The 21,788-nt window shown below is 73.4% G+C and carries 20 protein-coding genes and 1 pseudogene; 8 read left to right on the top strand and 13 right to left on the bottom strand.

Going from position 1 to position 21,788, the window contains the following annotated elements:
• Positions 1 to 24: 24 nt before the first annotated feature.
• Positions 25 to 1,257: an FAD-dependent oxidoreductase gene (locus tag AC3ET4_RS13535; RefSeq protein ID WP_431948978.1), complete on the bottom strand. Its 1,233-nt coding sequence runs from the start codon at positions 1,255 to 1,257 to the stop codon at positions 25 to 27.
• Positions 1,258 to 1,364: 107 nt separating this feature from the next.
• Here AC3ET4_RS13535 and AC3ET4_RS13530 point away from each other — a divergent pair, with 107 nt between their 5' ends.
• A complete protein-coding gene (locus AC3ET4_RS13530; RefSeq protein ID WP_431948977.1) occupies positions 1,365 to 2,585 on the top strand; it encodes a cytochrome P450 family protein in 1,221 nt (406 codons plus the stop codon).
• Between the two features lie 142 nt (positions 2,586 to 2,727).
• Here AC3ET4_RS13530 and AC3ET4_RS13525 read toward each other — a convergent pair whose 3' ends face one another.
• Positions 2,728 to 3,198: an SPW repeat protein gene (locus tag AC3ET4_RS13525; protein WP_431948976.1), complete on the bottom strand. Its 471-nt coding sequence runs from the start codon at positions 3,196 to 3,198 to the stop codon at positions 2,728 to 2,730.
• A 579-nt stretch (positions 3,199 to 3,777) separates the two neighbouring features.
• On the opposite strand from AC3ET4_RS13525, the gene AC3ET4_RS13520 reads away from it, so the two are divergent.
• Positions 3,778 to 4,638 (top strand): glycosyltransferase family 2 protein, encoded by an 861-nt coding sequence (locus AC3ET4_RS13520; RefSeq protein WP_431948975.1) that lies wholly within the window; start codon positions 3,778 to 3,780, stop codon positions 4,636 to 4,638.
• A gap of 15 nt (positions 4,639 to 4,653) precedes the next feature.
• Here the strand turns inward: AC3ET4_RS13520 and AC3ET4_RS13515 are convergent, their stop codons facing one another.
• Positions 4,654 to 5,043: a hypothetical protein gene (locus AC3ET4_RS13515; protein WP_431948974.1), complete on the bottom strand. Its 390-nt coding sequence runs from the start codon at positions 5,041 to 5,043 to the stop codon at positions 4,654 to 4,656.
• Positions 5,040 to 5,324: a ribbon-helix-helix domain-containing protein gene (locus AC3ET4_RS13510; protein ID WP_431948973.1), complete on the bottom strand. Its 285-nt coding sequence runs from the start codon at positions 5,322 to 5,324 to the stop codon at positions 5,040 to 5,042. Before AC3ET4_RS13510 ends, AC3ET4_RS13515 begins: the two co-directional genes overlap by 4 nt.
• Before the next feature lie 151 nt (positions 5,325 to 5,475).
• Here AC3ET4_RS13510 and AC3ET4_RS13505 point away from each other — a divergent pair, with 151 nt between their 5' ends.
• From AC3ET4_RS13505 to AC3ET4_RS13495, 3 genes are all read left to right on the top strand, one after another.
• A complete protein-coding gene (locus AC3ET4_RS13505) occupies positions 5,476 to 6,138 on the top strand; it encodes a maltokinase N-terminal cap-like domain-containing protein (protein WP_431948972.1) in 663 nt (220 codons plus the stop codon).
• A gap of 14 nt (positions 6,139 to 6,152) precedes the next feature.
• A complete protein-coding gene (locus tag AC3ET4_RS13500; RefSeq protein ID WP_431948971.1) occupies positions 6,153 to 6,374 on the top strand; it encodes a hypothetical protein in 222 nt (73 codons plus the stop codon).
• A 147-nt stretch (positions 6,375 to 6,521) separates the two neighbouring features.
• On the top strand, positions 6,522 to 7,316 hold the full coding sequence (locus AC3ET4_RS13495; RefSeq protein ID WP_431948970.1) for an SDR family NAD(P)-dependent oxidoreductase: 795 nt from the start codon (positions 6,522 to 6,524) through the stop codon (positions 7,314 to 7,316).
• A 383-nt stretch (positions 7,317 to 7,699) separates the two neighbouring features.
• On the opposite strand, the gene AC3ET4_RS13490 is transcribed toward AC3ET4_RS13495, so the two are convergent.
• On the bottom strand, positions 7,700 to 8,962 hold the full coding sequence (locus tag AC3ET4_RS13490; RefSeq protein ID WP_431948969.1) for an MFS transporter: 1,263 nt from the start codon (positions 8,960 to 8,962) through the stop codon (positions 7,700 to 7,702).
• Positions 8,963 to 9,305: 343 nt separating this feature from the next.
• Here AC3ET4_RS13490 and AC3ET4_RS13485 point away from each other — a divergent pair, with 343 nt between their 5' ends.
• A complete protein-coding gene (locus AC3ET4_RS13485; protein WP_431949012.1) occupies positions 9,306 to 10,460 on the top strand; it encodes a CaiB/BaiF CoA transferase family protein in 1,155 nt (384 codons plus the stop codon).
• 299 nt (positions 10,461 to 10,759) lie between these two features.
• Entirely contained in the window at positions 10,760 to 11,020 is a 261-nt protein-coding gene (locus AC3ET4_RS13480; protein WP_431948968.1) for a hypothetical protein, read from the top strand.
• A gap of 118 nt (positions 11,021 to 11,138) precedes the next feature.
• Here the strand turns inward: AC3ET4_RS13480 and AC3ET4_RS13475 are convergent.
• From AC3ET4_RS13475 to AC3ET4_RS13460, 4 genes and pseudogenes are all read right to left on the bottom strand, one after another.
• Positions 11,139 to 11,475: pseudogene (locus tag AC3ET4_RS13475) on the bottom strand (IS1380 family transposase); the annotation flags it as partial.
• 41 nt (positions 11,476 to 11,516) lie between these two features.
• Positions 11,517 to 12,443 (bottom strand): universal stress protein, encoded by a 927-nt coding sequence (locus AC3ET4_RS13470; RefSeq protein WP_431948967.1) that lies wholly within the window; start codon positions 12,441 to 12,443, stop codon positions 11,517 to 11,519.
• A gap of 571 nt (positions 12,444 to 13,014) precedes the next feature.
• Complete coding sequence (locus AC3ET4_RS13465; RefSeq protein WP_431948966.1) at positions 13,015 to 13,902, bottom strand: universal stress protein; 888 nt, start codon at positions 13,900 to 13,902, stop codon at positions 13,015 to 13,017.
• Positions 13,899 to 14,546 (bottom strand): hypothetical protein, encoded by a 648-nt coding sequence (locus tag AC3ET4_RS13460; RefSeq protein WP_488175937.1) that lies wholly within the window; start codon positions 14,544 to 14,546, stop codon positions 13,899 to 13,901. The genes AC3ET4_RS13465 and AC3ET4_RS13460 overlap by 4 nt, the downstream gene beginning before the upstream one ends.
• Positions 14,547 to 14,715: 169 nt before the next feature.
• Between AC3ET4_RS13460 and AC3ET4_RS13455 the strand changes: the two genes are divergently transcribed.
• A complete protein-coding gene (locus AC3ET4_RS13455; RefSeq protein ID WP_431948965.1) occupies positions 14,716 to 15,627 on the top strand; it encodes an alpha/beta fold hydrolase in 912 nt (303 codons plus the stop codon).
• 147 nt (positions 15,628 to 15,774) lie between these two features.
• Here AC3ET4_RS13455 and AC3ET4_RS13450 read toward each other — a convergent pair whose 3' ends face one another.
• The 4 genes from AC3ET4_RS13450 to AC3ET4_RS13435 form a co-directional block, all read right to left on the bottom strand.
• Entirely contained in the window at positions 15,775 to 16,881 is a 1,107-nt protein-coding gene (locus tag AC3ET4_RS13450) for a type III polyketide synthase (RefSeq protein WP_431948964.1), read from the bottom strand.
• Between the two features lie 462 nt (positions 16,882 to 17,343).
• Positions 17,344 to 18,549, bottom strand: coding sequence for a cytochrome P450 (locus AC3ET4_RS13445; RefSeq protein ID WP_431948963.1), 1,206 nt, complete (start codon positions 18,547 to 18,549; stop codon positions 17,344 to 17,346).
• A 254-nt stretch (positions 18,550 to 18,803) separates the two neighbouring features.
• Entirely contained in the window at positions 18,804 to 18,959 is a 156-nt protein-coding gene (locus AC3ET4_RS13440; RefSeq protein ID WP_431948962.1) for a DUF6131 family protein, read from the bottom strand.
• A 660-nt stretch (positions 18,960 to 19,619) separates the two neighbouring features.
• On the bottom strand, positions 19,620 to 21,710 hold the full coding sequence (locus tag AC3ET4_RS13435) for a SpoIIE family protein phosphatase (RefSeq protein WP_431948961.1): 2,091 nt from the start codon (positions 21,708 to 21,710) through the stop codon (positions 19,620 to 19,622).
• Positions 21,711 to 21,788 lie beyond the last annotated feature (78 nt).

The following is a 21,788-nucleotide window of genomic DNA, read 5'->3' as shown; positions in this document are numbered from 1 at the left end:
CCCGCGGCGCGGGGACCCGGGGGCCTACCGCACCGACGCCGCCGGGGGGCGCTCGCGCAGGGCGCCGTAGCCGATGAAGTAGGCGGGCACCCGCCGCAGCCAGGGTGTGGAGTTCAGCAGGCCGGCGAGCCGCCCCGCGCGGTCGGCGTCGCCGAGCGGGGACCGTCCTTCCAGCACCGGGGCGACGAAGCGGCGGTGGGCCAGGCGCTGCAGGGCCTGCGTGGCGGCCGTGGTCGGCCATCGGCGCAGCTGGACGGCGCGCACGTCGTTCAGCCCGACGCTGCCGCGGCGCAGCGGCTCGACCAGATGGCGCGCGGCGGCGACGGCGTCCTCCACCGCGAGGTTGATGCCGATCCCGAACACGGGCGACATCGCGTGGGCGGCGTCGCCGATGCAGAGCAGCCCCGGGCGGTGCCAGCGCTCCAGCCGGTCGCAGCGCACGTCGAGCAGTTTCACCTCGTCCCAGGAGCGCACGGCGTGCGCGCGGTCGCCCAGCCACGGCGTGGCGGCCGAGAAGGCGGCGAGGAAGCGGTCGAGGCCCGCGGCCCGGCGCTCGGCGTCGCTGCCCTTGGGGATCAGCGCGGCGCACTGCCAGTACGAGCCGCGGTCGATCATGGCGGTGAGGAAGCGGTGCCCGACCCCGCCGACCAGCCCCCGAGGGTCGCCCGGATCGCGCGGCACCCGGAACCACCACGCGTCCATCGGACAGCCGAACTCCCGCAGGCCCAGTTCCGGACGGGAGCGGGCGAGTGAACCGCGGCCGTCGCACGCCACGGTCAGGATGGCCCGCATCTCGCCCTCGCGCCCTTCGGCGGTCCGGTAGCGCACGCCCGTGATCCGACCGCCTTCCTCGAGGAAGGCGGTCGCCTCGGCGCCCATGCGCAGGGTGAACGCCGGTTCGCGGCGGGCCTCGTCGGCCAGGAGGTCCAGCAGGTCCCACTGCGGGACCATCGCCACATAGTTGTAGGGGCCGCGCAGGGTGCTGACGTCCGAGACGGTGACCAGGGACTTCCCGGGACCGATCGGCAACTGGACGGTCGTGACGCGGCGTTGCGGCAGCGCGGCAAAGCGCTCGGCCAGGCCGAGCTCGTCCAGCAGGGCGAGCGTCGAGGGGTGGACGGTGTCACCGCGGAAGTCGCGCAGGAAGTCGCCGTGCTTCTCCAGGACGGTGACCTCCACCCCCGCCCTGGCCAGAAGGAGTGCCAGCACCATCCCCGCCGGGCCGCCGCCCACCACGCAGCATGCCGTCCGTTCCATCGCCCCACCCTCCGCTGCGACCTTGAACCCGACATAACCGGACATATTACGCTTGAAGCAGGCACATTGAATGCCGTCATACAGTGCCACGCACTCCCGGAGGCCCGATGAGCCAGCAGCCGGTCACCCTGCCCTTCACCGATCCGGCGTTCGTCGCCGATCCCTTCCCCCTCTACCGGGAGCTACGCCAGGAGGGCCCGGTGCGCCGCGCCGTCATCCAGGGCGAGCTCGAGGCCTGGCTGGTCACCCGGTACGAGGACGGCCTGGCCGCCCTCACCGACCCGCGGCTGAGCAGCGACGTCCGGGACGCCTCGGATCCGCGACTGATGGAACGACTGCCGAAAACCGAGCGCGACTCGATGATCCGCACGATGCTGCGCGCCGACCCGCCCGACCACACCAGGCTCCGCCGGCTGGTCTCCAAGGCGTTCACCGCCCGCCGCGTCGCCGAGCTGGAGCCGCGCGTCCAGGCCGTCGCCGACGAACTCCTCGAGGCGATCGTCCCCGCCGGGCGCGCCGACCTCGTCGAGGACTACGCGCTGCCGCTGCCGGTCACGGTCATCAGCGAACTGCTCGGCGTGCCCGTCCGCGACCGCTTCGACTTCCAGCGGTGGACGGACGACATGGTCCTCCAGGGTCCCCAGCCCCCGGACCCGGCGAAGATCGAGGCCGCCTGGCAGCACATGCACGCGTATCTCACCGCACTGCTGGAGTCCAAGCGCGCACACCCCGGGGACGACCTGCTCAGTGCGCTGATCACCACCCACGACGAGGAACAGCGGCTGGACCGGCACGAACTCGTCGCGATGGCCTTCCTGCTGCTGGTCGCCGGGTACATCACCACCGTCAACCTGATCGGCAACGGCATGGCAGCACTGCTCACGCACCCGGATCAGCTGCAGCTGCTGCGCGAGGACCCGGAGCTGCTGCCGAGCGCGATCGAGGAGTTCCTGCGCTACGACGGGCCGGTCAACCCCGGCATCGCGCGCTTCGCCCGCGAGGACCTGACCATCGCGGGGGTGGCGATCCCGCGCGGCGCGACCGTGGTGGTCGCCTCGGCCATCGCCGACCGGGACCCGGCGCGGTTCACCGACCCGGACCGCCTGGACGTCACCCGGGCGGACAACGCCCACCTCGCCTTCGGCCACGGCATCCACTACTGCCTGGGCGCCCCGCTGGCCCGGCTGGAGGGACGGATCGCCATCGGCACCGCCCTGCGCCGGCTGCCCGGCCTCACCCTGGCCGTGCCGGCGGAGGAGCTGCGCTGGCGGCCACGCGTGCTGCGCGGTCCGTCGAGGCTGCCGGTCACCTTCACGTCCGGCTGCTGAGAGAAAGGTCCATGGCCGGCCCGGGCCGGCCATGGACCCGCGCACCGGCCGCGGTTCCGGACGCGAGCAGCGGCTCCGGACGCGGACCGCCGGGCGAGCCATCCGAATGCTCGCCCGGCGGTCCGCGGTGCGGCGGAGCCGTTCAGATGCGTGAGCCTCCGGTGGGGCCCCTCATGTCCGACGAGGTCCCGCGGCCCGCGCCCGGCCGCATCGAGGCCGCCGCCAGCGCGAGCAGCAGCGCGATGACACCGACCACCACGTTGTTGACGATCGTGCGCGTCGTGCTGACGTCCCCGGCGATGCACCACGGCGAGATGATCGTCCACAGGCCGATGACGGCCGCGGCCCACGCCATGGAGTGGGTGCGCTCGAAGCCCCTGCCCAAGCCACCCATCAGCGCGGCGTACGCGATGCCGGCGATCAGGTTGCCGACGGCTATCGTCGAAAGGCCGTTGAATCCCACGATCCACGGAGACGCCGCCAGGTACGTGCCGGTCACCAGGCCCATGGCCTCGATCGCCTGGCCCCTGTTGGTAGCGGTGGTCCGCTCGTACTCCGCACGCAGCGCCAGCAGGTCGGGGTGCTGCTCGATACTCGGTCGCGTAGAGGCCATCTAAACCATCCCCACTCATTTCGGACTTTTCATCCCACCCTTACCCACGATGCGGCAGTCGAGACCTCGAATCTCGTCCCGGGGGGCCGGTGAGAACGGTGTCAGCAGGCGTCCGTCCCGTCCGCCGAGGGGCCCTGCCGCAGGGCGTCCGGTCGTTCACGGCGGCAAGCCGTGGGCGGTGCAGGCGCCGGTCGCGCCACCGGCGGTAGGGGGCGCGCCGCAGGCAAGCCTCGGACGCCTGGATCGTCGGCCCCGAGAGGCGTCGGGAGGCCCTGACCCGAGCGGTCGATGCGGCATGGATGCCCTTGCTTGTCGGCCATGAGCATGAGCGTCGGTCGTCCGAGAGGCAGTCGGGACTGCAGGCGCCCTGCCTCCTTGGCGCGGTTGGCCCAGTTCGGCGACGGCCTCCACCGTGTAGTCACAGCCCGCGGCCCTTCCGACTCTCCCGAGCCTCCGCCGGGCGCCGGGCGCGCCCTTCGGGTACCCAGGAAGTGAGACGTGGACGCCCGCGTCCCCGCCGGCCACCCGCCACTGACCGGGTCTGTCGGCGGCCGTCCCCGGACGGCGGAGGAGCCGCACATGAGCGTGGACTGCCTGACCACTGTCGTCACGATCACGCACAACCGGCGCAGGGAACTGCTCGAGACGCTCGGCCGCCTGACCTCACTCCCGGAACGGCCGCCGGTCATCGTCGTCGACAACGCGTCCGAGGACGGCAGCGCGGACGCGGTGGCCGAGGCGTTCCCCCAGGTGCGGGTGGTACCGGCGGGGGCCAACCTCGGCGCGTGCGGCCGCACGCTGGGGGTCCGGCAGGCCCGCACCCCCTATGTGGCCTTCAGCGACGACGACTCCTGGTGGGCGCCCGGCGCGCTGTACGCCGCCCGCGACCTCCTGGCCGCCCACCCCCGGATGGGCCTGCTCGCCGCGCGAACGCGGGTCGGAGCACGAGGCGGGTACGACCCCCTCCACGAGGTGCTGGCCCGCTCGCCGCTCGGCCGCGCCCCCGACCTCCCCGGCCCGCAGATCATGGGCTTCCTGGCCTGCGCCGCCGTCGTCCGCCGGACCGCCTACCTCGCCGCGGGGGGCTACCATCCGCTGCTCTTCGTCGGCGGCGAGGAGGTGCTCCTCGCCTACGATTTGGCGGCTCGCGGCTGGTCGTGCTGCTACTGCCCCGAGGTCCTGTCGGTGCACCAGCCGTCCCCGGATCCGCGTCCGGGGCGGCGCAGTGTGCAGCGCCGCAACGAGGTGCTCACCGCCTGGCTCCGCCGTCCTCTGCCCGTGGCTCTGCGGCGCACCTGGGCGCTGGCGGCGGACGCGGCGGGCGACACCGTGGCGCGTGACGCGCTCGGCGGCCTGCTCACCCGTCTGCCCGCCGCCCTCCGCGACCGCCAGAGGCTGCCAGCGCACGTGGAGGCCGCGGCCGCGCTCGTCGAACGCTGAAGGGCCGGGGCGGCGTCAGACGACCTGCTCGGTGTCGATCCGGGCGTCCACGCGCTTGTAGGCGTCGGGCTGCTGGGTGAGAACGGGCAGGCCCGTGGAGAGCGCGAGGTGCGCGGCGTGGGCGGTGGCGAGGTCCGTCCCGCGTTCGTGGGCGATCTGCGCCACGGACCAGGAGGTGGCCTCGCCGAGCGCCCGGAAGACGAAGCACGGGGCGGCCAGCGCGTCCTGGAGGCGTTCGTACACCTCACCGAGGACCGACTCGGTCAGGCCCTGCGCGAAGGGGACCGCCGGGACGTACAGCGGCACCGCGGTCTGCGCCGAGCGGTTGACCCGGGCGACCATGTACGGCTGCCCCAGGGCCAGCGCCCGGACGGCCGTGTGGTCGAGGATGTAGCCGCCGCTCACGCCGCCTGACCCGGGTCGGCCGGCGGGGCGGTCTCGAAGCCGCGCCGCGCGTCGGCGGAGGCGACGGCCTCCAGGGCGGCCTCCCACTCGCCGGGGTGCTCCTGGCGGGCCCGGGCGGCGAGCCAGTCCACGGCGCGCAGGGCACGCTCGGTGCGCTGGAGCCGTTCGGTGACGGCCGCCTCGATGAACGCCGACCGGTTGCCGCCGGAGCCGCCGGCCAGCCTGTCGACCGCGGCGACGGTGTCCTCGTCGAGGGTGATGGTGACCTTCTGCTTCGCCATACGGGCACCTTACGTGTGTATGGCGGCGCGGACATGGATCGCCGCCCTGCCGGGCCCGCGTGTCGGACCCGGATGAAACGATGTATCTCACACGTCCTCGACCGTCTTCAGCGCACGCTCAGCTGCGCACTCAGGGGAGGCTCAACCGGCCATGTCGCTGATCCACCGCACGACGCTCACGCCGACCAAGCTGGAACTGCTCACCGAATGGCTCCCCCGGCAGCCCTGGTACGCCGGCGCGGGACGGCCGGAACTCTCGAAGGCCGGCGGCTTCCGCCTCGACGACCCCCTGGGCGCGGTCGGCGTGGAGTTCATGGTGGTCACCGACCAGGACGGCGCCGCCTATCACGTGCCCATGGCCTACCGCGACGCGCCGCTGTCCGGGGCAGAGGACGCCCTCATCGGCACCGCGCAGCACGGGGTGTTGGGCCGGCGCTGGATCTACGACGGCGCCCACGACCCCGTCGTCGTCACCCAGTTGGTCGCTCTGATGCGCGGCGAGGCCGAGGCACAGGCGCAGAGCGTGAGCGACACGCCCGACCCGACCGTCGGCCGCCACTACGCGGGGCCGGTGGACGCGGCGGTGTCGGGCGCCGGGTCCGTCACCGGCGGCCCGGAGGCGACGACCGACGTCAGCGTCGACGCCGGCCCGGCCGGCCGCCTGGTCCTCCGGGTGGCTCGAGCGCTGCGTCCCGACTCCGCCGGCAGCGCCACGGAGGAAGCGCTCGGTCACGTCGCCGCCGGCTGGCGGCAACCGGACGGCAGCAACGCCCGCGCGGTCTTCGCGATCCTGCGCAAGGCCGCCGCCGGCTGATCCGTGAGGGCGCGGTGATCGCCGGACCACCGCACGGTGAACGCGTCTTCGCCTTCGGCGATGCCGATCATGGGGCCCTGGTGGTGGGTGCCGTCATCGGGGCGGTCACCTCGCTCGTCAACGCGCTGTCGTCGCCGTGCACGGCGCTCGGAGCCCCGATCCCCTCGGCGACAGGAGCCGGCTGGGTCCTCCACCGCTTCCTTCGCGAACGGCGTGCCGCTGCCGTCAGCGCCTGACGGCGGCCGTCCCGCCACGCCCCGCCGCCGCGACGCCGTACCGTCATGCCACCGCCCCTCGCCGAGCGACGGGATACCGCCTGGCGGAGACTGGGAGGAGCACCTCGTGCTGCCGTGATCGTCGACGGTTCTCCCCAGGGAGCTGACATGCGCATCGACCTCAGCGGACGGACCGCCTTGGTGACGGCATCGACACAGGGCATCGGAGCGGCCATCGCGGCCGGGCTCGCAGGGGCGGGTGCGCGGGTGTGCGTCAACGGCCGCGCCGCCGAGCGGGTGGAGCGGGCCGTCGCACAACTGCGGGACGAGGTGCCGGACGGCGAGTTCGTCGCCGTCGCGGCCGATGTGGCCACAGCGGAGGGCGCCGAACGGGCCCGCGATGCCGCGCCGGAGGTCGACATCCTCGTCAACAACCTCGGCGTGTTCGGGGCCAAGGACGCGTTCGAGATCGACGACGCCGAGTGGCGCCGCTACTTCGACGTCAATGTGCTGTCCGCGGTGCGCCTCACGCGGATGTACATGCCCGGGATGCTGGAACGGGACTGGGGCCGCGTCCTGTACATCTCCAGCGAGTCCGGCGTCGCGATCCCCGTGGAGATGGTGCAGTACGGCATGACGAAGACCGCGATGCTCGCCCTCGGCCGCGGCTTCGCCAAGAAGGCCGCCGGATCGGGGGTCACGGTGAACTCGGTGCTGGTCGGCCCCACCCGGACCGCCGGCGTGGAGGAGTTCGTGCAGGGGCTGGTGGGCGGCGAGCTGCCCTGGGAGGAGGCGGAGCGCGTCTTCATGCGCGAGCACCGCCCGCAGTCACTGCTGCAACGCCTCATCGAGCCCGCGGAGATCGCCCACATGGTGGTGTACCTCAGCTCCGACCTGTCCTCGGCCACCACCGGCGGAGCCGTGCGCGTCGACGGAGGCTGCGTGGACGCCGTCGTCCCCTGACCGGGGGCAACCGCGGCTGCGGGGCGGCGGCACCGGCACGGCCGTCCCGCAGGACCGCTGGAGCGGCACCACCGCGACGGCGTCCCCGTCAGCTCGACGCCGCAGACATGCCGAACTGTCAACTCGCGCCCTGCCGACGCGCCGGCCGAGGTGGGGCAGGCACGTCGGCCCGCACGACCAGGACGGCTCGGGCCCGGACGACGAAAGGACCACCGGCGGAGCCGTGCGCGTCGACGGAGGCTGCGTGGACGCCGTCGTCCCCTGATCGGGAGCCACCGCGGCTGCGGGGCGGCGGCACCGGCACGGCCGTCCCGCAGGACCGCTGGAGCGGCACCACCGCAACGGCGTCCCCGTCAACTCGACGCCGCAGACATGCCGAACTGTCAACTCGCGCCCCGCCGACGCGCCGGCCGAGGTGGGGCAGGCACGTCGGCCCGCACGACCAGGACGGCTCGGGCCCGGACGACGAAAGGCCGGGAGAGGACGGTGACGGCGACGGAGAGCGCGGCCATCGCGGTGATGGCCGTGCCGGGGGTGAGGTACTGGGCGGCGCCACCCGCGAGGGCGGCCCCGATGCCCTGCCACGTCATCCGCCCGGCGGACTCGACGCCCTGCACCTGACCGCGGACCGGATCGGGGGTCAACGCGAGAAGCTGCTCCTGGAGGGGCAGGGTGGCCGCGAAGCCGGCCCCCGCGACGAACACAGCGGCGGCCCCCGCCGGCACGGGCGGGTGGAACGCGAACAGCAGGTAGGGGACGGCGAGCAGCAGTCGCAGGGCGAACGCCCAGCGGCGTCGCTGGTCGGCGGTGAGCACTCGCCCGACGGCCAGGTCGCCCAGGAGCATGCCCGCTGATCCGGCGGCCAGGAAAGCGCCCGCGTGTTCCGGGGCGTAGGAGATGAAAAGGGCCTCGCAGCCGACGACCAGGCCGTTGGGCACCCACAGGTTGAGCAGCAGTGCGCGCCGGCCGGAGTGGGAGAAGAGCGCGGCGTTCGCCGTCCAGGTCTGGCGCAGTCCGGGGCGGCGGGTCAGCCGGATCGAGCGTTCCCGGACGGTCGCCGCCACCGCGACCAGTCCGGCGCCCGTCAGGACAGCCGCGGCGGCGAAGACCTCCTGCGGGCTGAGACGGCGCAGGAGCACGGCGCCGAGGGCGTAGCCGAGGATGGCCGCGCCGCCCGAGGTAGTATTCATCAGGGAACGGGCGAGCACGTAGGCGGAGCTCGGCACCACCTCGGCGAGCAGCCCCATCCGCGTCCCGGTCGACAGGGACTGGAAGAACCCCAGCAGCAGGAGCAGTCCGAAGCGGGCGGTCAGCGGCAGCCCCGGTACGGCCTGCGCGCTGACGCCCACGAGCGAGAGGCAGTGGAGCGAGACGAGGGTCCGGCGCGGACGGTTCCCGTCGGCGACCGACATCAACGTCAGCGCACCGAGCACCGTCGCAAAGGTCGCACCGTACATGCTCACGGCTGTCAGGAAGGGGGACTGGGTCTGGCGGTCCACCAGCGTGCCGAGCGCGAAGCCCGACAAGGTGCCGGCCTCGACCGTCAGGATGAAACCGGCGTACAACCCGGCGAACTCGCGGTTGCGGAGCAGGTCACGGTAACCGCCGGCGGGAAGCGTGTGGGGTGTGGATGTGTCAGAAGGCATGAAAAAAGCCTCCGCGCGCACCCTTTGGGGCGCCGAAGGCCAACGCGATGATTCTAGCAGTCCGGTTCGTGCCGCGGCGCGGTGAGGCGTGGGCGCGGGGCGCGGCCCGCTGTGTGGCCCGGGAGGGGTGGGTTGCGTCCACGGGCCACGTGGCGTGCGACGTGGCCTCGTCCCACCGGGCCGTGCCGGTGGTCCGGCGCCGGGGCGGGCGCAGCCGTGGACCCGAGGTGTTTCCCGACGAACGCAGAGAAGGAGCGCGACCGTGCAGCAGCGCCGGCAGCAGTCACAGCACGCACCACAGCACGCACCGCGGCCGTCAGGGCATCGGACGCAGCGGCAGCCGCTGGAGGGGGTCACCGTCGTCTCGCTGGAGCAGGCCGTCGCCGCACCGTTCGCCACACGTCAGCTCGCGGACCTCGGCGCCCGGGTGATCAAAGTCGAGCGACCGGGCGGCGACTTCGCGCGGGAGTACGACCGGGCCGCCCGGGGGCAGTCCGCGTACTTCGTCTGGTGCAACCGCGGCAAGGAGAGCGTGGTGCTGGACCTCAAGCAGGACGCGGACCGCGCGCTGCTCGACCGGATCCTGGCCGAGGCCGACGTCTTCGTGCAGAACCTGGTTCCCGGCGCGGCGGAGCGGCTGGGCCTGGGCGCGCCGGCGCTGCGCGCACGGCATCCGCGGCTGATCTGGTGCGGAGTGTCGGGCTACGGCGACCACGGCCCCTACGCCGCGAAGAAGGCGTTCGACCTTCTGGTGCAGTGCGAGTCGGGGCTGGTGTCGCTCACCGGCACGCCGCGGAGCCCGGCGCGGGCCGGGATCTCCGTCGCGGACATCGCGGCCGGGATGTACGCGTACACCGGTGTCCTGACCGCGCTCTACGAGCGCGAGCGCACCGGCGAGGGCAGCGCCTTCGACGTGGCGATGCTCGACGCGCTCGGCGAGTGGCTGGGACAGCCGCTCTTCCACGACCTGTACGGGAGCGCGCCGCTGGCCCGAAGCGGGGCCCGGCATCCCTCGATCTCGCCGTACGGCCCTTACCGCGCGGGGGACGGCGGGGAGGTCTTCGTCTGCGTGCAGAGCGACCGGGACTGGGTCGCCCTGTGCGAGAAGGTCCTGGAGCGGCCCGATCTGGTCCGCGACCCGCGGTTCGCGGACAATCCGCTGCGCCACGTCCATGACGACGAGCTCACCGCGCTCATCGAGGAGCATTTCGCCGGCTTCGCGGCGGACGAGGTCCTGGAGCGTCTGGACGGCGCCGGGATCGCGAACGCGCGGCTGCGGTCGGTCGCGGAGTTCGCGGCCCATCCGCAGCTCGAAGCACGCGACAGGTGGCGGGAGTTCGACACGCCGTCCGGACCGCTGCGCGGGCTGCTGCCGCCGGTGACGGTGCACGGCCGGGAGGCGCCGATGGGGGCGGTACCGGCGCTTGGGGCGCACACGGACGCGGTGCGTGCCGAGTTCTCCGGGACGCGGGGAGGGACGGAGGGCGCAGACCGGTGAGCGTTCACGCGGCGGTCCCTCCGGACGCCGTCGGGCCGGTGGCGGGCATGGGGAGGGCTTCTCACCAGGACGAGGTACCTGACGCGGACACGATCCGCTCGACCTGCGGTACGCGCTACGGCCGCGACGGGGCTTTCTGTCAGGTCGTGTGCCGCCCGGCCAGAGCCATGGGAACGAGCTCCGGCGGACGGACAGGACAGCGCGAAGACAGCCCGGCAGGGTGCCGGTCAGTGCCCGAGTCACGACCGCCGGAACCCGGGTGTCAGCATCGATGTCAGTGCCCGATGTCACGATCGTGGGTGACGGACACCGACTTCGACTGGCGGTCCTTCCTCGCGCGCTGGAGCGGGGAGTGGGCCGACGCCTATGACCCCGACGCGTCTCCCTCCGAGGACGAGCACTACGCGCCCGACCGACCCCAGCTGGCCACCGCCCAGCAGCCGCGGCCGGGGCTCACCCTCGGCCTGGCGATGGGGTTGCTCATCTTCTTGGGCGTCGTGGTGCTCGTCTGCGTGGGTTTCGTCATCCTGTACGCGACGGTGTTCGCCCCCTTGGACTGACAACGGGCGGGTCGAGCGCAACCGGGTCGACGGCTCGAACATCGCCGCGGACCGCACCACCGAACCCGGCGGCTCTGCGTCACCGACACCGGCTCGCGGCGCAGTTCGACCCGCACGCCCACCTACCGTCCCGGAGTTGTACGGCCGGTGTCGACGCGGTGGCCGGGACCGGCAGTACCGCGGGGTGGATGGCGTCGGTGATGGTCGTGCCGACCGAGTACGGCAGCCGCCATGCCGCTGGAAGGGCCCGGTCACGAACGCGTGGGGGCACCACAGGAGCCGGTGCGGGTCAGGGCCGCCGGTCCGCGCCGGAACCGTTTCGTCAGCTGGGCCAGGACCGGTCGGGCAGCGGTGAGGTGGCCAGCGGCGTCGCTGCGCGCGTGCCGGGCCGCGGCAGCCCGGCGACCGGCTCCGCGGAGCCGCCGGGTCCGTGGTCGACGAACCGTCAGCGGGTGGCGCACGGAGGGACGCCCCGTCCCCTGAGCACGCGCGCGGGTCACTCGTGCGGGATGACCCCAACGGGCGCCTTGGCGTGGTGCAGCACCGCGTGCGTCACCGGGCCGATGTGCGGCCCGGCGGCCGCGTGCCGGACACGGCGGCCGACGACGATCAGAGAGGCGTCCGCCGCCGCCTCGACCAGGTGGTGCGCGGCCCCGCCGGCCAGGGAGAGCTCCACGACCTCGACGGCGGGGTACCTGGCCCGCCACGGCGCCAGCGCCTGCGTCAGGGCGTCCGCCTGGGCCCCGGTCAGCTCGTGCTCGAGGTCGAGGGCGAGCGCGGCGGGGTTGTAGCCGTATGAGGCGGGCAGCTTCCAGCCGTGGACGACGCGCAGGGCGCTCCCGCGCAGCACGGCGGCCTCGAAGGCGAAGGCCAGAAGGTCGTCGTGCGGGCGGGCCAGGTCGAGGCCGAGCACCACGTCGCGGAAGGGCGTGTACCGCGAGACCAGCCCGTCGAGGTCCGGGCGGTGCTCGTCGTCGCCCTTCTGACCGGCCCGTACGAGCACGACCGGCCGTACGGCCTGGGCGACGGTCGCGGAGGCCACGGAGCCGACGAGGAAACCGGCGAGGGCGCCGAGGCCGCGGGAGCCGAGCACCAGCAGCTCCGACTCCTCGGCGACGGCCGCGAGGACCGCCGCGGGCTGTCCGCTCACGACCTCTGAGGAGACCTCCAGGCCCGGGTGGTGCGCGGCGAGTTCGGCGACCGCCTCACGCACCACGGACTCGGCCCACTGCCGCTGGGCCTCGGGGTCCACGGCTGTCACCATCCCGGCCAGCGGCGCGTAGACGGAGCTGTACTGCTGCCCTTCCTGGACGTGCACGAGCCGCAACGGCAGCCGGCGGCGGAGCGCCTCGCGGGCGGCCCAGTCCGCGGCGGCCCGGCTCTCGGGCGATCCGTCGAGACCGGCGGTGATCGTAAGGGACATGGTGTTCCTCCTGGCGACCAGGGCGAAGGCATGGGCTGTGCGCGCCCCCGGCCCCGTCGGCGGCCCCTGGCCGGAGCCGTCGGGGCAGGCCGAGGGGCCTGCCGGTCCGTGGGCGACGGCAGGCCCCTGGGCACGCCGTCTGATCAAGCCTACGGGGCGGTGGCTCGCGCGGCGGCGGAGGGCGACGCATCCTCGGCGCAGGCAAACCGTGGCCGCTCATGACACCGCCGGACACCGCCGGGCACCGCTGCGCGCACCCGCACGCCCACCAGGCGTACGCCATGGCCCGCGAAGTGCCCGGCTCCACGTCGGGACGTCCTCCGGCCGGGACGACGGCCCGTGGGATCAGGCCGGCGTCCGGATCGCCGCCCGGGCGTGTCCCCGGTGCCCTTCCGCCGTCGGTCAGCGGTGCACACCCCCGTTCGGCTCCCTCCCGATCGTCCATCCCCACTCGTGACTTCCATGACAAAGCCAGTCATACCGGTCGCAGCACCGAGGTGTGGGGAGTCCCGCGCGCCGCGTTCCGGTGGGGCCCGCCGGCCGGTCCCGCTGCGCGGTGCGGGCTCCGCCGTCACCGCCCTGCGACGGAGCCGCGTACCACGGTGACCGGGCAGTGGGCGTGGTGGAGCAGCGCCTGGCTGACGGAGCCGAGCAGCAGTCCGGTGAAGCCGCCTCGGCCCCGTGCGCCGACCACGAGGAGTTGGGCGGTCCGGCTCGCCTCGATGAGGGTCTCGCGCGTTCTGCCGCGTACCGCCTTCGTCCGGACCACCACCCCGGGATGGCGCTCACGCCGTCCCGCAATGGCCTCCGCCACCAGGCACTCCTCGGTGTCCGCCAGTTCGCCGGGCTTGCCCGCGTAGGGCAGGGCCGGAGCCGGCGGCGGTGGGGGCACCGGCGTGTTCCAGGGCGTCCAGGCATGCAGGGCGAGGAGTTCCGCGCCACGCAACTCGACCTCGGCGAAGGCGAAGTCGACCGCGGCGGCCCCGGCCGGGGAACCGTCGACGCCCAGCAGGACCGGTCCGTCACCTCCGGGCTCGCGCACCACCATCACCGGGCAGTGGCCGTGCGCGGCGAGGTGGACGGCCGTCGAGCCCAGCAGCAGGCCGACGAAACCACCCACGCCGCGGGACCCCACGACCACCAGTTCCGCAGTGCGCGACTGGGCCTCCAGCACCGTGAGGGGCTCCCCCGTCACCACGGCGTGGGTGACGTCGATGTCCGGCGCCGTGCTCCTGGCGCGTTCCACGGCCTCCGCCACCAAGCGCCGCGCGGCGTTCCGCAGGCCTCCCTCGGGCGGTCCGAGCTCCGAGGGCCCCAGGGGCACGTGCAACGCGGGCCACAAGAAGGCGTGCACCACACGGAGTCCCGCGCCGCGCCACTGGGCCTCCCTGGCCGCCGCCTCCACGGCGGCGAGACCCGAGGCCGAGCCGTCCGCTCCCACGACCACCAAGCCGTTCACGAAGCCTCCTCGTCCCCCTGCCACTCGTCCGCTTCCAGCCTCACCCGGGAGCGCCGCGACATCCCGGTCCCGTACGCCCATCCGGGTGCGCCTGCACCCTCAGCTCCGCGGCGGCCCCGCGAGGGGGCCGGGTCCGCGCCCACTCGCGACTCCACGCCCCGGCACGGCGTCGGTCGATCCGGCGACGGGCGTCCCGGCGTTCGGCGGGGACGAGCGCACAGGCGTCCGCCGCCGCGACCGTGCCGCGGACCACGCCCTGGGCCGCGGCCTGCGCGGGGGTGAACCGCTTCTGCCGACAGGCGGCCTTCGGCGTCCGGCCGGACGGTCGTGCGGGAGCCGGCGCGGCCGCCCGGCTCCACGTGGGCCTCCCCGGTCCGGGGGGAGCCGTCGGGCGCGGTCCACCGGACGCCGGGCCGCCGCCGTGTCCGCGCCCTCGCCGGGCCGGAGCTCGGAGTGCCGCGCCGCCCGGGGACGCCGCCCCGTCCACGCCACCAGGACGCCGGACCGCCGCCGCAGCGGCTCGCCGGCGCCAGAGCACCGCCCGGTCGCCCATGGCCGCGCTCCTTTCCTGCCTCAGCGGGCCTTTCCCTCCGTGTCGACCGTCGCACGCGCCGGCGCTCCCCGGCAGGGGCCTCACGGATCATCTCCGCGCCGGGAGGGCAGGCCGACCCTGCCGGGTTGCCGGCCCCTGCCGGCAACAAAAGCACGCTCGCCGCAGGGGCGTGATCGGTGTCACACGCGGTCGATCGAACTTTCCGCCCCGCCCCGCGTCATGTCGGTGTCCAGAAACCCGCTCATTGCTGTGGAGTACCGATGTCCCACGATGTCACCGACCCCCTGTCCCCCGGCGCCCACTCCTTCGAGGTGGACGGGATCGTCCAGAGCTACCACGTCCACGGCACGGGCCCCGTGTGCATCGCGCACTCGGGCGGGCCGGGCGTGTTCTGGGAGTACATGCGCATGCCCGAGGTCGAGCGGCACCTCACGATGGTCTACCCGGAGCCCGTCGGCACCGGCGCGTCCGGCCGTCTGCCCTCACACCCGCACGGCTACAGCCGGGAGCGCTACAGCCGGTTCCTCGAAGCGTTGATCGACCACCTCGATGTGCCGCGCGTGCACCTGCTGGGCCACTCGCACGGCGGGTTCGTGGTGCAGTACCACGCCATCCACCGGCCCGAGCGCGTCGCCGGGATCGTCCTGTACGACAGCGCCCCGGCCAACGGCCCCGAGTTCGGCGCCGAGCTCATGGCCCAGGTGCAGGCCTTCGCCGCGAAGAACGCGCACCGCCCCGACCTGCCGGAGGTCCTGGGCGCGCTGCAGTCCGTCGGCTCACTCTCCACCGACGAGGAGATGACGGCGGCGCTCAAGGGGCTGCTCCCCTCCTACCTCGCCGACTACTGGGGCCGCGAGGAGGAGTTCGCCGCCCTGCGCGCGTCGGTCACGGGTTCGTACATCTCGGGACTGGACGAGCACCAGGAGCCCAGTGGCGGCTTCGACGACAGCGAGCAGTTGTCGGCGCTCACCGTGCCGGCACTGGTGGTGGCCGGCCGGCACGACGTGATCTGCGGTGTGCGGTGGGGTACCGAACTGCACAAGCTCATTCCCGGATCGGAGCTGCTCGTGCTGGAGGACAGCGGTCACTTCGGTCACCTCGAGGAGGCCGAGCGCTTCGCGGATGCCGTGGTGGGCTTCGTGAGCGCCCACCAGGGCACGGTCTCGGCCTGACGGCCCCTGGGAACGGTGACGACGCGGCGGCCGCGCGGCCGCCGCGTCACAGGGCTGAACGGGCCTCGCCCGGCGGCGGATGCGGGCCGGCGGTGACGGTGACACCGTGGTGTCCCCGCCACCGGCCTGCCCGGACCGCCACCCTGGTCAGGTGATGGCGTCGTACTCCCCGTAGGCGTTCTGCGGCGTCATCGTGGAGTCCAGCCCGTCGGTGACCCACGTTCCGAGGACCATCTCCGCGGTGATGCCCGGGCCGAAGCCGGCCAGCATGCCGCGGTGCCCGTCGAGGGCGGAGCCCTCCTCGAACATCCGGTACAGGGCGTCGAGGACGACGGCGCTCGCGATGTTGCCGTACTCGGTCAGCGTGGCCCGGCTGAACCGGAACGACTCCGGCGGGACGCCGAGGAAGCGGCACAGGTCGTCGAGGATCCGGGGACCGCCGGCGTGGATGATGTAGTAGTCCAGCTTGGCGGCGTTCCAGGAATGGTCCTCGGCGACCTGGCGCAGCACCGGCGCCAGGGGCTCCATCGTTCCGGGCACCCGCTTGTCGAGCTGGAAGTGGAAGCCCGTCTGGCGCACCGCGTAGGAGATCCACTCCTCGGTGTTCGGGATGAGGTAGGAGGCGTTGCGCTCCAGCCGCATCCCGGTGCCGCCGCTGCCGCGCACGACGGCGGCAGCGATGCCGTCGCCGAACAGGCCGTTGGACAGGAGAGTTCCGACGCTGAGGTCCGTGGGCTGGTAGCACAGCGAGCAGAACTCGCATGCCACGATGAGGACGTTGGCCTCGGGGTACGCCGTGCAGAAGTCGTGGGCGCGGTTGATGGCGGCCCCGCCCGCCGCGCAGCCGAGCTGCGCGATCGGCAGTTGACGGGTGTCGTGGCGGAAGCCCATCTTGTTGATGAGCCACGCGGTCAGTGAGGGCATCATGAAGCCGGTGCACGAGACGTACACGATGAGGTCGATCTCGTCGGGTTCCAACTCGGCCTCGTCGAGGGCCCGTCGTATGACGGCAGGTACCCGTGCCTTCGACTCCGCCTCGTAGATCTGGCTGCGTACGTCGAAGCCCGGATGTTTGAGCACCTCTTCGATCGGCTGGATCAGATGCCGCTTCCGAACGCCCGTGTGCTCGATGAGCTGGAGGGTCAGGTCGAGTTGGGGGTGGTCCTTGTGCAGCCGCCGTGCCAGCTCGAGCGTTTGTTCGCAGGTGATAACGTTGTCTGGTACCGAGATCACCGGCTTGCACAGAACAGCCATGGGTGGCTCCATTTCCTGCCCCTCGGCGGGCTATGGTCCATGTGATGCGCTGCTCCGGGATTTCCGGAGCAGGCCCGTACCTGTCACGAAAATGCGGTAGGGGGTACGGGCTCCATCATCAGCGCGTCCACAGGGGGACTTCAGAAAGGTCCCGGCACAATTCGGTTCACAAAAAGGGGACCGGCTACCGTCCATGTGGATTCATGGCCTGTTCAGTTTTGCGTTCACCAGGAAAACGTACGTCACTTGGGCGGCATCCGCATGTCGGAGCGGCCCGCACCCGCCGCCACGAGGGACGACGGGGCGGCAGCGCGACGGGGGCACGACCCGGGCTCGGGACGGGGAGGAGGCCGAGGAGGCCCCGTCCGCGGCCGGTCACGGCCGTCGCGCGGAACCGGCCCCGCACCCGAGCGGGTGCGGGGCCGGACGGGCCGCAACGGGGCCGGGGCCAGAACGGACGGGTCACCAGGCGACGTGCAGGGCCACCGGGTAGCGCCAGATCGACGTGGCGCTCCACCGCACCTCGTCGGCCGGCTTGGCCAGCCTCAGGGTCGGGAAGCGGCGCAGCAGCTCCCTGAAGGCCACCTGCAGCTCCATGGTCGCCAGGGGCGCGCCCAGGCAGTGGTGGCCGCCCCAGCCGAAGGTCATGTGGGGCGTCCCGGAGCGGTCCAGGTCCAGTTCGTCGGGGCGGTCGAACTTCTCGGGGTCGCGGTTGGCCGTCAGATAGGACACGTGGACGACGTCCCCGGCGCGGATGAGCACGCCGCCCATCTCCACGTCCTCGGTGGCGATCCGGGGGATGCCGACGCCCTTGCGGAACGGGATGTACCGCAGCATCTCCTCGATGGCCTGCGGGATGCGGTCCGGGTGCTCGCGCAGCAGGGCCAGCTCGCGCGGGCGGGTGAGCAGGGTGTAGGCGATGTTGCCGATCTCGTTGGACGTGGTGTCCTGGCCCGTGATGAGCAGGACCATGGCCATGACGGCGAGTTCCTTGTCGTTGAGGATCTCGTCCCCGTCCCGGGCCGTGGCCAGCACGCTGACCAGGTCGTCACCCGGATGGGCGCGCCGTTCCGCGGTGAGCTTGGTGAAGTACTCCCGCAGGTAGGCCTTGGAGCGGACGGCGTTGTCCCGGTTGTCGGGGCTGAAGTCCATCAGGGTGCGGGCGTGGCCGCGCAGTTCCCAGCTGTCCTCGTCGGGGATGTCGAGCACCTCGCAGATGGCGGCCAGCGGGAGCGGGGCCGCGAGGTGCTCGACGAGGTCGGCCGGCGAGCCGCTCTCCTCCATGCCGTCGAGGAGCTCCGCGACGACCCGCTCGATGCTGGGGCGCATGTGCTCGACGTTCCGGGGGGTGAAGCCCTTGGAGACCAGAGAGCGCAGCCGGCTGCTGTCCGGGGGGTCCATCACATTGATGGCCTCGTCCTGGACGATCGGCTCCGGCGTCATACGGGGGAAGTCCTTGCCGATGACGGCCGCGCGGCTGAAGCGCCGATCGGTCGTCACCGTCCGGACGTCCTCGTACCGCGTCACGAGCCAGGCCTCACCCTCGCCGTGCGGCAGCTTGATGCGGGTAATCGGCTCGTTCTCCAGGAAGTACTTCAGCTGCGGGTCGAATTCGAGGGCTTCGGCGAAGTCGAAGGGGCAGTTCCGCGCTGAGGAACCGGATTTCATGCGAATACTCCAGTGCGCCTGGGCGTCGGGGGACATATCACAACCAATCCCCCGGGCGCGCCGGTGACCACTGCAGGCGGCCCATCCGGGCGATTCCTGCGGCGCCCATGCCGCGACGTGCCGCGACCCACGCCGCGCCCCGCACCCTGGTGCCGGGCGGGTGGGGGGACCGCGTACACGGCCCCGCCCCACCCACCCGTGACGGACGCCGCGCCCCGGGGATCACGGGGCGCGGCGCGTACTCGGGACAGGCGTCAGTAGTAGTGGCGGCGCCCGCCGACGGCGTGACCCACGGCGCCCAGGACCCAGAGCACGAGCCCGACGAGCACGAGGATGATTCCCAGGGTCCACAGGATGGAGATCCCGGTGAGGAACCCGATGATGAGCAGGATGATGCCGAGGATGATCATGATGTTGTTCTCCCTTGCTCGGCCCTGGGCGCCGTCGCCATGTGCGGGGCGGCGGTGCCGCTGGAGCGCGGACCCCGGGCACTGACCGCGAGTCGCGGTCGGTCGGGCCCTCGCAGAAGCGTCTGCCGTCGATGTCGCCTTCCGTCCACGCCTTCACAGTGAACCCGGCGGCCTCGCTTACTCGCCCCTTTCGGTACACGGATCGGCTACCCGGCATCCCGCGGTTCATGACTACCGGTTGCCGACCGGCGCGGGCTCGGCGGCTCGCTCGGCCCGGCGGCGTCGGGCGGCGCCGCTTCGCGTCCCCCGCGTCCCGCCGCGTCCCGGTACGCGGACCGGGACGCGTGCCGGGTCCGCCGTCGCGGCAGGGCCTTCACCCGCCGCCCGCGGGCCAGGGCGCCGGCCGCGGGATCCGGACGGCGGGGCGCGTCGGCGGGGCCCGTCGGGCCGCTCGGCGCCGAACGCCCCTGCCGCCGAAGGGATCCCCCTGCCGCCTCCGCCGGATCGGCGCCGGCGCGGTCGGACGCGGGTCCCATGTGCCCCGTCCGATCGCATGGTTGTGCCACGTCGTCGCGGGCGGCGGAGCATCTGGCCGCAGTGACTGGGGACGGGAGGCGATCGGCGCGGGCTTCGCCGCGCGCGGCGCGGCCCCCGCCGACGTCAGGCGTCCTTCGGGCGCGCAATGAGGAGGGCCACGTCGTCGCGGTCGTCCGGGTGGCGGAGCTCCGCGAGCAGGCGGTCGCAGGTCTCCTCGACCGGCTCGTCGGGGATGTCCAGGAGATGGAGCAGATCCTCGAGGCGCTCGTCGATGGCGCGGTCGCGGGTCTCGACCAGTCCGTCGGTGTAGAGGACGAGGCGGTCCCCCGGAACGAGGTCGACGTCGGTGCTCTCGAAGGGCGCGTCGCCGACGACGCCCAGCGGGGTGCCGGTGGGCAGGTCGAGCAGTGCGGGGGGCTTGCCGGGCCGTACGACGGCAGGGGGCAGATGGCCGGCGTTGGCGAGGCAGCAGACTCCTCGGGCGGGGTCGTACACCGCGTAGACGCAGGTGGCGATGTAGGGGTCGAGCCCGTCGGTGATCCGGTCGAGGTGGCCGAGCACCTGGGCCGGGGCGAGGCCGAGGCCGGCGAGGGTGGAGGTGGCGGTGCGCAGCCGTCCCATGGTGGTGGCCGCGGGCACACCGCTGCCCATGACGTCGCCGATGACGAGGGCGACCCGGCCGTCGCCGAGGGGGATCACGTCGTACCAGTCGCCCCCTACTTCGCTGCTGGCCTGGGCCGCGCAGTAGCGGGCGGCGAGTTCCAGACGGGGGTGGGCCGGAGGGAGTTGCGGCAGGAGGCTGCGCTGCAGGGTCTCCGCGGTGCTGCGCAGGCGCTGGTGGAGGCGGGCGTTGTCGATGGACACCGCCGCGCGGGAGGCCAGTTCGCCGGCGAGGGTCTGGTCGTCCTCGTCGAAGGGCTCGCAGGTGCGGGAGCGCGCCATGCCGAGGACGCCGAGGATCCGGCCGCGGGCGCGGAGCGGGACGGCCATGGCCGTGTGCACGCCTGCCCGGGCGAGCAGTGAGGCGCCGTCGGCGTCGCGGGCGATCCGCAGCAGGCTCCGACAGTCGGCGTGGGTGATCAGACCCGGACGGCCGGTGCCCAGGCACTGCGCGGCCAGGTGGTCGGGAGCGTAGGAGACCAGACGGCCCGGTGCGCCGAAGGAGCCGGCCGCCTCGACGGCCTCGGTGCCCTTGGTTGCGACCGCGCGGAAACGGGGGTGCTCGAGGCCGGGCTCGCCACCGTCGTCGCGCAGCACGGAATCCAGGACGTCGACCTCGGCGAAGTCCGCCAGCTCGGGTACGACGACGTCGGCGAGTTCCCGCGCGGTCTGCTCCACCTCCAGGGAGGTGCCGATACGGGCGGAGCCGTCGGCGATCACGGCGAGCCGCCACCGGGCGCGGTCGGCCTCCTGAGCCGAGCGGTGCCGGTCGGTGACGTCCACCACGCAGGTCCCGACGCCCAGGACGCGGCCGTCGCGGTCGTCCAGGCGGAAGTAGGAGACCGACCAGGCCCGGTCGGCGGTCGGGTCGGCGGGGGTCCGGCCGACGACGTACCGGTCGACGATCGGCGTACCCGTGCGCAGGACCTGCCGGAGCGCGTTCTCGGCCATGCGGAACCGGGCGCCGGGGAGCACCTCGCGGAAGGTGCGCCCGATGTGGTCGGCCATGGGGAGGCCGTGCATCGCCGCCAGGGCGGGGTTGACGGACAGCCAGCGCAGGTCGTCGTCGAGCACCCCGAGGCCGATCGGCGACTGGGCGACGAGCTCGAGGGAGAGGGCGACGCCGCGTTCCCGCCGCTGCTCCTTGGGGCGGTCGGTGACCATGCCGAGGCCGAAGACGCGGCCGCGGCTGTCCGTCAGGCGGACGGTACGGAACTCCGCGATCCGGGTGCTGCCGTCCTTGTGGCGCGCGGGGAACTCCGCCGTCCAGCTCCGGCCGGTCTCCAGCACCTCCGCGAACAGCTTCCGGGCGTCGTCGCGGTGCGCGGGCCGGACGAGCAGCGACACGGCGTCGCGGCCGACCGCCTCGTCCGCGGTGTAGCCGAACAGCCGCTCCGCTTGGGGGCTCCACATGTCGATGCGCCCGTCCGACCCGAGCAGGACCGCGGCGGCTCCCAGGGGGTCCGTGAGTCCGCCGGGGCCGGGCGCCCCGCCCTCGAGCCGAGCGGCGTCCTCAAGCCGGTCGGCGCCGAGCGGTGGCCGCGCTTCACTCATCGCAGGCTCCTCTTCGCCCGCCCCTTCGCCGGCCTTCTCCTCGCATTCCGTCCGTCCGTATACCCCGGCTTCGGCGAG

The organism is Actinacidiphila sp. bgisy167, from assembly GCF_057707665.1.
Note: the sequence above shows the minus strand (reverse complement) of the source record. Positions and strands in the feature narration are given on the sequence as shown.